We start from the raw sequence: 10,131 nt of genomic DNA on the forward strand, positions 1-10,131 counted from the left end.
GCCATCGAGCTTGCCTGCCGCCGCATCCTTATGCGTCTCGCCAAAGCGACGGCGGATCTCCGCATCAAAGGCATCGCTTTTGGTAAACCATTTTTCCGGCCCGGCACCAAACCAGAAATCGAGAACATCGCGCGGGCGGATCATGTTGCGGCTCCCTCAAAAAGCATCACCCCGGCCATTATAGCCGGGGTGACATCTTCTCGTATTCTTCCCGATCAGACGACAATCACATCTTCTGGTGCCGGGTCTTCATAGAGACGCTCGACAAGATGTGCGCGGCGCGCTGCCGTTGCGGCCTGATTGACATAACCCTTGTCCGTGATTTCGTGACCATCAATCGAGGGCGGCTCAAGCATCAGATGAATCCGCGCAATGCGGGTGGAAGAACCACCGCCCTTGTTGTGCTTCTGAAGCGCAGTGCGCAGATGCTCCACAACCTTCGGATGCGAAATTGCTGCCTGCGGGTCTGCATCATCGCCAAGCCCTGCAATCTTCCGCGCCGCTGCAATATTCGGCCAGGCGAGAAGCGCGATATAGGGCTTGTCGAGACCGCATACGACAGCATCCTGAACGAGCGGCGAGCAGGCCGCCACCGCATCGGCGCGCAGCGTGCCGGTTGAAACCCATGTGCCGGAAGAAAGCTTGAAGTCTTCCGTCACGCGACCGTCAAAGACGAGGCCGAGTTCAGGCTTGTCTTCATCAAGGAACTTCGCCGCATCACCAAGGCTGTAAAAGCCTTCCTCATCGAAGGCTTCTGCGGTCTTCTTCGGATCGTTGAGATAGCCCGGCGTAACCGTCGAACCTTTCACGCGCACTTCGAGCTTCGCCCCGTTCGGCACAAGCTTCAGCGTAATGCCGGGTATGGGCAGGCCCACAAGGCCGACGCGCTCCGTCACCCAATGCACAACCGTGATGCCCTGCGTTTCGGTTGCGCCATACATGGTGGTAAGCGGAATGCGATAACCCGTCTCAGCCACGGCCAGCGCCTGCATGCGGTCATAAAGATCGCTTGAAAGCGTCGCACCGCCATAGGCCATATATTCGAGATTGCGGAAGAAGCTCGCGCGAAGCTCGGCATCCCGCTCCATTGCATCGGCAAGCATCGCAAAGGCAACCGGCGCCGAACCAAAGACGCGCGGCGATACATCGCGAAGATTGCGGATCGTCTGATCGAAAAGCCCGGGCACCGGCTTGCCTGCATCAAGATGCACCGTGCCACCGCTGTTCATGTTCCCGTTGAAGCCAATATTGCCTGCGGAAATATGGTTCCACGGCATCCATTCAAGGCTCTGCGGAATCTCGTCCGGGTCCGGCTCTTCCGTGCGCAGTGCTTCACCCGCCGCAATCTGCGCCATCATCATGCGATGCGTCTGGATCACGCCCTTCGGCATGCCGGTGGAGCCCGATGTGAAGAGATATTTCGCAACCGTGTCGTGATTGATCTTGTCCATGGAGGCGCGAACTTCCGGCCCCGCATTGGTTTTCAGAAGATCATCATAGAAAGTCGCACCCGGCACGCTGCCCGTCTGGATGACGATTTCCGCATCCCCGCCGACCGCTGCAAGCGCCTTCGCAAAGAGATCGCCATTATCGGCAAAGATCATCTTCGGCTTGGTCAGCCCTACGACATGATGAAGCTTCGAGAAATCGGAGCTCATCAGCGAATAGGGAACACTGACAGGCGCTACAGGCACACCTGCCTTGAGCGCGCCCAGCATCATCACCGCATGGGCAATGGAGTTGCTGGAGAGGATCATGAGCGGTGTTGACTGGTCGAGGCCGCGCTTCAGAAGCGCACTTGCAACCGCATCAGCCTTCCGGTTCGCCTCGCCATAGGTGATGAACACCCACTCGCCGGACGCATCGCGCTCGCCGATGAAATTGCGGTCCGGATGTGCCGCCGCCCGCTCTTCCAGAATATGCGGCACACTGCGCTTCATCTCGGGCAGCGGATAGTCGGAGGACACATAGATCGTGCCATCCGTCTCGCGACGCACGGTGATTTTCGGCGGCTTCTGCTTCAACGGCTTGAAGGGCGCAGGCCCGTCAGCTTGCTCGGCAAGGCTCATTTCGTTTCCTCCGATATGAAATAGGCTTGGGGGTCCGCACATTATCGCCTGCGCGGCACCCCCTGTTTTCGATCTTCAATTCCGTCAGCGCGATCAGTTGACCATGCGCTCGCGGCCTTCCCAGTAGGGCGCGCGCAATTCACGACGCAGAATCTTGCCCGAAGGGTTGCGCGGCAGGGCATCAATGAAATCAACCGATTTCGGCACCTTGTAGCTCGCAATCCGCTCCTTGGCGAAAGCGATGATCTCCTGCGCAGTGGCCTGCTCGCCGGGCTTCAGCACGACGATTGCTTTCACCGCCTCGCCCCATTTTTCATCGGGCACGCCGATCACGGCCGCATCGGCAATCGCCGGGTGGCCGAACAGCGCGTTCTCGACTTCCGCGGGATAGATGTTCTCGCCGCCGGACACAATCATGTCCTTCACGCGGTCATGGATGAAGAGATAGCCATCCGCATCGAAGAAGCCTGCATCGCCCGTATAGAACCAGCCATCGCGAATGGCATCCTGCGTGGCTTCGGGCCTGTTCCAGTAGCCCTTCATCACCGCGCCGCCGCGAATGACGATCTCGCCGACCTCGCCCGTCGGCACATCCTTGCCGTTTTCATCCACCACGCGCACTTCCATGCCCGGATTGGGGATACCGCAGGAGCGGAGCTTGCCCTTTGCCGGATCATGCGCTTCGGGCGGCAGATGGGTGGCACCGCCCGTTGTTTCGGTGAGGCCATAGACCTGCACGAAATCGGCCGCCTTGAACGTAGCCTGCGCGCGGCGAAGCACATCTTCCGCGATGGGCGATGCGCCATAAAGCACCTGCCGGACGCAGGACACATCGGTCGTCGCAATGCCGGGCTGCTGCAGCAGGAAGAGGATCACCGCCGGCACCATGAAGGCGATGGTAAGTTTCTCCGAACCGATCAGGCTCAGAATGAGCTGCGGATCAACATCCTTGATGATGATGTTCTTGCAGCCATGCAGATTGCCGAGAACGCCGATATTCACGCCTGCCACATGGAAGAGCGGCATGCAGACAAGAACCACATCATCCTCGCCCCAGTTCGCCCAGCCGGCCAGCGCACCCTGATGGAAGATGGAGATGTAATTGCCATTGGTGATCTGCACGCCTTTCGGATGGCCGGTCGTGCCGCTCGTATAAAGCTGGATCACATCATCATCGTCGGAAGCGGGAAGCATCGGGTCTTCCGCCTTGGCCGCGTCCCGCCACTCATCAAAAGAGGGCCATTCTGGATGGCCGCCATCAAGCGCGATCACCTTGCGGACCGTCGGGCATTCCGGCAACACCTTCTCGATCATCGCGTAGAACTCAGCGCCGACGAACAGTATCTCGGTGCGGGAATCGTTCAGCACATAGGCAACTTCCGGTGCCGCGAGACGCCAGTTGACGCCCACGACAACGGCCTTTGCCTTGAAGGCGCCATAGAGCATTTCAAAGTAGCGATCCGACCCCTTGCCCATGAAGCCGATGCGGGCATCAGGCTTGCAGCCTGCGGCAATCAGCGCCTGCGCCACCTGGCTTGCCCGAGCGTCAAGCTCGGCATAGGTGGTTGCGCGGCCTTCAAAGACCTGCGCCACGGCGTTGGGCCTTACGGCCGCCTGTACGCGCGTGATGTCGGCAACGGATTTGATACGTTCGGCATCGAACATGACGATAGCTCCTCCCCCATCTGGCGCTGGCATCGTCTCTTTCGGGGCTGTTTTGCTGCCCGGGACCAGCCTTGCCGCCTTGCTGTTGCGCGCCAGTGTAACGAGCGACGCGATGTGAGCAAGAGCGCCCTCACGAGAAACCCCTTCTCCCGCCACCCTGCCTCGCCTCATTCCCACTGGACGCAGCGTCCGCGCCGTCTAGACTGCAGCAAAAGAAAACGACACTCAGGGAAGGAACGCTCGAACATGGCTCGCATCCCCTATTTCGACCCGTCAGAAGCCACCGGCCGCGCCAAGGCCGTTTACGAGAAGCTGCCGAAGCTCAACATCTTTCGGATGCTCGGCCATTCGGGCGACATGATCGATGGCTTCATCAAACTTGGTAACGAGATATTGATTCACGGGGATCTCGACCCCGTGCTGCGTGAAATCGCCATCGTGCGAACGGGCATCCTGCGCGGCTCTTCCTATGAGGTCTATCAGCACGAAGCGATCTCGCGGAAGCTCGGCATGTCTGAAGAGCTGATCCAGGCGATCCATGAAGGCCCGGATGCCAAGGTCTTTGACGAGACACAGCGTCAGGTCATGCGCTTCACTGATGATGTGGTGAAGAACACCCGTGCCTCTGACGAGACGTTCAGTCCGCTGGTCGAGAAGCTTGGCTACAAGCAGCTTCAGGAACTCGTCATCACCATCGGCTTCTACACGCTCGTTTCGAATTTCCTTGAGACTTTCGATGTGGATATTGAAGAACCGGGCCATAAGTCCGGCCTGAAGCTGCCCGGCGTAGAGGGCTGATCCCCGTGGCACGCATCGCCTATCCCGATCCGGCGACGCTGCCGGATGACGCAAAGAAGCTTCTCTCCGGCCTTCCCCCGCTCAACATTTTCCGGATGCTGGCGGGAAGCGGCGCTTCCTTCGTTCCCTTCATGTCGCTCATCAACGCCTATCTCAATTCGGGCGTACTGAACGCGGAACTGCGGGAACTCGTGATTCTGCGGGTGGGCCATCTCTGCGGCTCGAACTACGAGTTGCATCAGCATCGCCGCGTTTCCCGCGTGATCGGCATAAGCGAGGAGAGGATAGCGGCCACGGCGGGCGCCCTTCCCTCGCCTCTGTTCAGCGAGGTCGAAAATGCCGTCCTTGCCTTCACCGACAATCAGGTTGCCAATGTGAAAGCCGACGGTGCGCTCTTCGCAAAGGCCCATCAGCATCTCGGCGATGCGGGAATGCAGGAACTCGTCATCATCATTGGCGTCTATCTGCTTGTGTGCCGCTACCTCGAAACCTTCGAGATTGATCTCGAAGAGACGGACATATCGACAAGCGGCCTTGATGAAATCAGACGGAGCGTGGAAGAGAATGGCGGATAAGGAAGGCTATGTGAGGCCGCTCCCGGCCGAGTCCACAGGCGAAGCCCCGGCGCGGGGTCGCCTTCTCGGGCGGCGCATCCTGATCGTGGGCGGCGGGCAGCGTGTGGTGAATGCCGAAACCGATCCCGTCGGCAATGGCCGCGCCATGTCGATCCTCTTTGCGCGGGAAGGTGCCGAAGTTGCCGTCGCAGACATGAACCGCGCATCGGCGGAAGAAACCGTCTCGATGATTGCAGCCGAAGGCGGCAAGGCGCATGTCATCGAAGCCGATATTTCAAAGCCTGCCGACATCGAACGCATGGTGGCAGAAGCCGAGGGCACGCTGGGCGGACTTGACGGTCTCGTCCTCAATGTCGGCATCGGCGTGGGCGGGCTTGGCCTTGCCGGCGTGACGCCCGAAGACTGGGACAAGGTGCTGACCGTCAATCTGCGCGGACCGATGCTCTGCTGCAAGGCGGCCTTGCCGAAGCTCGCAGATGGGTCGCCCATCGTTTTCATTTCATCCATTGCGGGCCTCGTTGCCGGATCGCGCCTTCCGGCTTACGACGCATCAAAGGCAGCCCTTGGCGGGCTGATGCGCCATGTCGCGCTTGAAGGATCGCGGCGCGGCATCCGCGCCAATATCGTGGCGCCGGGCCTTGTCGATACGCCGCTTGGCCGCGCCGCAACGCAGGGCCGCCCGTCGCGCGGGCGCACGCCGGTTCCCTTCGGGCGACAGGCAACGGCATGGGAAATCGCCTATGCGGCGCTTTTCCTTGTCTCCGATGAAAGCGTTTACATCACCGCGCAGACACTCGCCGTTGACAGCGGCATGACGGGAATTTCCTGATACGCGAAAACCTGGGAGGGGGAAAATGGGTCTCGGACTGAGCCGCTTTCAATATACGAAGGGCCTGCATGACCTTGGCAATGGCGGCTATGCCTGGTTGCAGCCCGATGGTGGCTGGGGCTGGTCTAATGCCGGACTGATCGTCGATAGCGGCGAATCCTTCCTCGTGGACACGCTGTTTGACGTGCCGCTGACCCGTGACATGCTCGCCGCCATGCGCAAGGCCGAGCCGAAAGCGGCCGCAAAGATCGGTACGCTCGTCAACACGCATCACAATGGCGACCATTGCAACGGCAATGAGTGCTGCGCGGAAGCGGAGATCATCGCCCACAAGCTCGCCGTGGAAGCGATGCGCCATGAGCCGCCTGCCCTGCTTGCCGGCTTTCTCGACATGGCACCGGGCATGGGCGACCTCGGCAAATATGTGACGCAATGTTTCGGCCCCTTCGACTTCAAGGGCGTGACGCAAACGCTGCCAACCACGACCTTTGAAACCGAACTGACGCGTCATGTCGGCACCAAGGAAGTGCGCATCATGCATGTCGGCCCCGCGCATACGCCGGGCGACGCGCTGGTGCATGTACCTGCCGATAGGCTCGTATTTACGGGCGACATTCTGTTCATCGAAGGCCACCCGATCATGTGGGAAGGCCCGGTCAGCAACTGGATTGATGCCTGTGACCGCATCCTTGCCATGGATGTTGAAACCGTTGTGCCGGGCCATGGCCCGATCACCGGCAAAAATGGCGTACAGGCCGTGCGCGACTATCTCACCTATATCCGCGACGAAGCGAAGAAGCGCTATGACGCAGGGCTTTCTTCCTTCGAGGCAGCCCTCGATATCGACATGACGGATTATGACAGCTGGGGAGATGCAGAGCGTATCGTCGTCAACGTTTCGACGCTCTACAAGGAGTTCTCGGGCGACGACACACCCAATGATGTGGTGACGATCTTCGGTCAGATGGCCGAACTGACCAAGCGGCAGGGGCGGCTGCGCGGCTGATATCTGCTTCAATCGGTCCCGCGCGGGCCTTTCGTCGTCACACTCTGAGAGCCATCATGTTCCCTGAACTCGGCACGATTGAAGGTTTCTACGGTATCCCCTGGGAGTGGGAAGCGCGGGCGGCGCATGTCTCTGCCCTGGCGTCGCATGGCTATCGCTTCTATCTCTATGCACCGAAATCAGATCCCTTTCTGCGCCGGCGCTGGAGTGAACCGCATCCGCAAGCAGAGCAGGATGCGCTGAAGAAACTCGCCGACCATTGCCACGCGGAAGGCGTGCGCTTCGGTGTGGGGCTGAGCCCTTACGAGCTTTATCTCGATTTTGATTCCGCCGCGCGCGATGCGCTCGCCCGCAAGCTCGCAGAGCTTGATGCGCTCGGCATCGATGATTTGGCCATTCTCTTCGATGACATGCGCGGCGATCTGCCGGGCCTTGCCGAAAAGCAGCTTGAAATCATCGCCTGTGTTGCAGAGCGCACGAAAGCAGGGCGTCTGATCGTCTGCCCGAGCTATTACACGGATGACCCCGTACTCGACCGCTTTTTCGGCCAGCGCCCGGAAGGCTATCTCGACACGCTGGGGAAGGAAATTGATCCCGCCATCGAGATTTTCTGGACCGGCCCGCTTGTCTGTTCCCGGGAAATTGACGCCGCGCATATCACCCGCGTCAGCGAGACATTGCAGCGCAAGCCCTTTCTTTGGGACAACTACCCCGTGAATGACGGGCCGCGCATGTCGCCCTTCCTGCATCTGCGACCCTTCACAGGCCGCGCGCCCGACATAGCGCCACTCATCGCCGCGCATGGGGTGAACCCCGCCTCGCAGGTCATGCTGAGCCGCATTCCCATGCTGACGCTCGAAAAACTCTATGAGAGCGGCAAGGAAGCCTCATTCGCAGAAGCGGCAACGCAGGTCACAGGCAGGGAGCTTGCCACCCTGCTCGCAGAAGATTTGTCGCTCTTTCAGGACAAGGGTCTTGAAGCCATTTCGGAAAGTGAAAAGGCGGCACTGCGAAACCGCTACGCCGCCTTCTCTCATCCCGCTGCAAGCGAGATCATTCTCTGGCTCGATGGATACTGGCGTTTCACCCAGGAAGAACTGATGGCGCAGTAAGCCGTCAGCGCGCCGTCATGCCACCATCAATGACAAGCTCCGAACCCGTCACATAGCGTGACTCGTCCGACGCAAGAAACACAATCCCCGCCGCAATGTCGGAAGGAAGCCCCGGATAGCCCGCCGGCACGCCGACCGTTGCGACCGCCTGCGGATCAATCGTGTTCGCCCCGCCCGCAAGCGGCATGACAGCGGTTGAAACAGCCTCACCCGTCAGCCCGCCACCCTGCGGGATCTTCTGCCAGATCGCCGTGTCGATGATGCCGGGATGAATCGAGTTCACGCGCACATTCATCTGCGCCTGCGCACATTCAAGCGCGACCGCCTTGCTGAAAAGCCGCACCGCGCCCTTCGTTGCGCAGTAACCGGCAAGCCCCGCCGCGCCCTTGAGACCGGCGACCGACGAAATATTGATGACCGAGCCGCCGCCCGACGCCGCGATGAGCGGGATTGCGTGCTTCACGCCGAAGAACACGCCATCCACATTGATCGCCTGCTGCGCCTTCCAGGCCTCATAAGACATCTCGAAGACCGACGCGCCAATGGCAATGCCTGCATTGTTGACGAGAACATGGAGCGCGCCGAACTCGTCCTTCACGGCGCCGACAATCTCCTGCCACCGCGCCTCGTTCGTCACATCCTGTACATGGGCACTTGCCTTGCCGCCCGCCTCGCCGATCAGACGCGCTGTCTCGCGCACCCCCGCTTCGTCCACATCCGTCACGACCAGTGCCGCGCCTTCCGCCGCAAGCGCCAGCGCCGCACCGCGCCCTATACCTGCCGCAGCGCCCGTGACCAGCGCGACCTTGCCTTCTACCCGTCCCATGGTTTCCCCCGAGGTTTCTTGTGAATTGCCCCGAATGTAGCAGGAGAAGCATTAGGGTGCTAACCCTAGACTCGCAAATGCGATCCGGGCGGCACCGCCCCCAGAGAAAAGCGGGCTTGTGAAAAACTATACCAAGGTCTAGTTTTATCGGAGAAACAAACGGCAGCTTGCATGACCAGACTTTTGAAGACCAGCCGGAACCGGCAACAGAATGAGGCGGAAACGCCCCGTCGGCCGGGCAAGAAAGAGCGCACGCGGCAGGAAATCTATCGCGCCGCGATGAAGCTCTTTGCAGAAAGCGACTATGAGAAAGTCACGATCGAAGACATCTGCGCCGAGGCGGGCATCGCCAAGGCAACCTTCTTTCTGCATTTCGCTGGCAAATCAGCGCTGATCGGCGTTTTCAACGAAGAGATCACCCGCTCTCTGACAGAGCGCCTCGCGGGCTATGAAGGCAGTGCAGAGGAAGAACTTCTTCTTCTCGTTTCCGTTCTCCGCGAGGCTTGGGAAACAAACGCCCCCGTGATGCACAAGATGCTGCGGGAGTTTCTCGATCAGCCCGCCCTCGTCTCCAAGGCGGCTGCCGTCAATGAGAGCGTTCTCGCCCTTGTCGCGCGCATCGTGGCGCGCGGGCAGAAGCGCGGCGAATTTTCTTCCGACTATCCGCCTGAAGTGGCCGCCCTTGCGCTGGTCGCGGCATGGAGCGCCTTCACCGCCTGGTGGCTGCAAAACCCGGACATGGACAGGGCAGACATCAACCGGGCGCTACTCGCCTTGCAATTCAACGGCCTCAAGAACAAGGGCTGAGCGAAACATTATCAAGCCTCTCAGGGAGAAACATAATGGGCAAACTGCGCAGCGGCATTTTCCTCGCGCCCTTCCACCCCGTCGATGAAGACCCGACACTTGCCATCCGACGTGACATTGAACTGATCGAATGGTTGGACAAGATCGGCTTTGAAGAAGCCTGGATCGGCGAACATCATTCGGCGGGCTACGAGATCATTGCGAGCCCTGAACTCTTTATCGCCGCCGCCGCAGAGCGCACGCATCGCATCAAGCTTGGCACGGGCGTTGTCTCGCTGCCCTATCACAACCCGCTGATGGCCGCGAACCGCATCATCCAGCTTGATCACATGACGCGCGGCCGCGTGATGTTCGGCGCCGGGCCGGGCCTGCTGCCGTCCGACGCGCATATGCTCGGCATCGAAGTCGCCAAGCAGCGCGACCGCATGGTCGAATCGCTTGAAG

General features: G+C 60.2%; 11 protein-coding genes. 7 read left to right on the forward strand and 4 right to left on the reverse strand.

The annotated features are described in order from the left end of the window. The 3 genes from WBF74_RS03305 to WBF74_RS03315 all read right to left on the reverse strand — a co-directional run. Positions 1-144: DUF924 family protein (locus WBF74_RS03305; RefSeq protein ID WP_424435154.1), on the reverse strand; the 144-nt coding region annotated here is incomplete at its 3' end. Positions 145-215: 71 nt separating this feature from the next. Then, complete coding sequence (locus WBF74_RS03310; RefSeq protein WP_424435124.1) at positions 216-2,069, reverse strand: AMP-binding protein; 1,854 nt, start codon at positions 2,067-2,069, stop codon at positions 216-218. 93 nt (positions 2,070-2,162) lie between these two features. Next, a complete protein-coding gene (locus WBF74_RS03315) occupies positions 2,163-3,734 on the reverse strand; it encodes a fatty acid--CoA ligase (RefSeq protein WP_424435127.1) in 1,572 nt (523 codons plus the stop codon). 246 nt (positions 3,735-3,980) lie between these two features. On the opposite strand from WBF74_RS03315, the gene WBF74_RS03320 reads away from it, so the two are divergent. From WBF74_RS03320 to WBF74_RS03340, 5 genes are read left to right on the forward strand one after another with little or no spacing between them, the layout of a single operon-like run. Beyond that, positions 3,981-4,532 (forward strand): carboxymuconolactone decarboxylase family protein, encoded by a 552-nt coding sequence (locus WBF74_RS03320; RefSeq protein WP_424435130.1) that lies wholly within the window; start codon positions 3,981-3,983, stop codon positions 4,530-4,532. 5 nt (positions 4,533-4,537) lie between these two features. Beyond that, a complete protein-coding gene (locus tag WBF74_RS03325; RefSeq protein WP_424435133.1) occupies positions 4,538-5,107 on the forward strand; it encodes a carboxymuconolactone decarboxylase family protein in 570 nt (189 codons plus the stop codon). Then, positions 5,097-5,936, forward strand: coding sequence for an SDR family NAD(P)-dependent oxidoreductase (locus tag WBF74_RS03330; RefSeq protein ID WP_424435136.1), 840 nt, complete (start codon positions 5,097-5,099; stop codon positions 5,934-5,936). Before WBF74_RS03325 ends, WBF74_RS03330 begins: the two co-directional genes overlap by 11 nt. A gap of 25 nt (positions 5,937-5,961) precedes the next feature. Further along, positions 5,962-6,942: an MBL fold metallo-hydrolase gene (locus WBF74_RS03335; protein ID WP_424435139.1), complete on the forward strand. Its 981-nt coding sequence runs from the start codon at positions 5,962-5,964 to the stop codon at positions 6,940-6,942. Between the two features lie 56 nt (positions 6,943-6,998). Further along, positions 6,999-8,054: a beta-N-acetylglucosaminidase domain-containing protein gene (locus WBF74_RS03340; protein ID WP_424435142.1), complete on the forward strand. Its 1,056-nt coding sequence runs from the start codon at positions 6,999-7,001 to the stop codon at positions 8,052-8,054. 4 nt (positions 8,055-8,058) lie between these two features. On the opposite strand, the gene WBF74_RS03345 is transcribed toward WBF74_RS03340, so the two are convergent. Further along, the gene (locus tag WBF74_RS03345) at positions 8,059-8,880 is read right to left on the reverse strand and encodes an SDR family oxidoreductase (RefSeq protein WP_424435145.1); all 822 of its coding nucleotides are present in this window, start codon (positions 8,878-8,880) and stop codon (positions 8,059-8,061) included. 171 nt (positions 8,881-9,051) lie between these two features. On the opposite strand from WBF74_RS03345, the gene WBF74_RS03350 reads away from it, so the two are divergent. Together WBF74_RS03350 and WBF74_RS03355 are read left to right on the forward strand one after the other, a co-directional pair. Continuing rightward, positions 9,052-9,687: a TetR/AcrR family transcriptional regulator gene (locus WBF74_RS03350; protein ID WP_424435148.1), complete on the forward strand. Its 636-nt coding sequence runs from the start codon at positions 9,052-9,054 to the stop codon at positions 9,685-9,687. A 35-nt stretch (positions 9,688-9,722) separates the two neighbouring features. Next, positions 9,723-10,131 (forward strand): LLM class flavin-dependent oxidoreductase (locus WBF74_RS03355; protein ID WP_424435151.1); only part of this gene is annotated, 409 nt, incomplete at its 3' end.

This window comes from Parvibaculum sp. (assembly GCF_049672805.1).
GTDB lineage: Bacteria > Pseudomonadota > Alphaproteobacteria > Parvibaculales > Parvibaculaceae > Parvibaculum.

Coding starts and splice junctions, on each gene's coding strand:
- WBF74_RS03310 (WP_424435124.1), bottom strand. CDS start 2,069: ATGAGCCTTGCCGAGCAAGCTGACGGGCCTGCGCCCTTCAAGCCGTTG.
- WBF74_RS03315 (WP_424435127.1), bottom strand. CDS start 3,734: ATGTTCGATGCCGAACGTATCAAATCCGTTGCCGACATCACGCGCGTA.
- WBF74_RS03320 (WP_424435130.1), top strand. CDS start 3,981: ATGGCTCGCATCCCCTATTTCGACCCGTCAGAAGCCACCGGCCGCGCC.
- WBF74_RS03330 (WP_424435136.1), top strand. CDS start 5,097: ATGGCGGATAAGGAAGGCTATGTGAGGCCGCTCCCGGCCGAGTCCACA.
- WBF74_RS03335 (WP_424435139.1), top strand. CDS start 5,962: ATGGGTCTCGGACTGAGCCGCTTTCAATATACGAAGGGCCTGCATGAC.
- WBF74_RS03340 (WP_424435142.1), top strand. CDS start 6,999: ATGTTCCCTGAACTCGGCACGATTGAAGGTTTCTACGGTATCCCCTGG.
- WBF74_RS03345 (WP_424435145.1), bottom strand. CDS start 8,880: ATGGGACGGGTAGAAGGCAAGGTCGCGCTGGTCACGGGCGCTGCGGCA.
- WBF74_RS03350 (WP_424435148.1), top strand. CDS start 9,052: ATGACCAGACTTTTGAAGACCAGCCGGAACCGGCAACAGAATGAGGCG.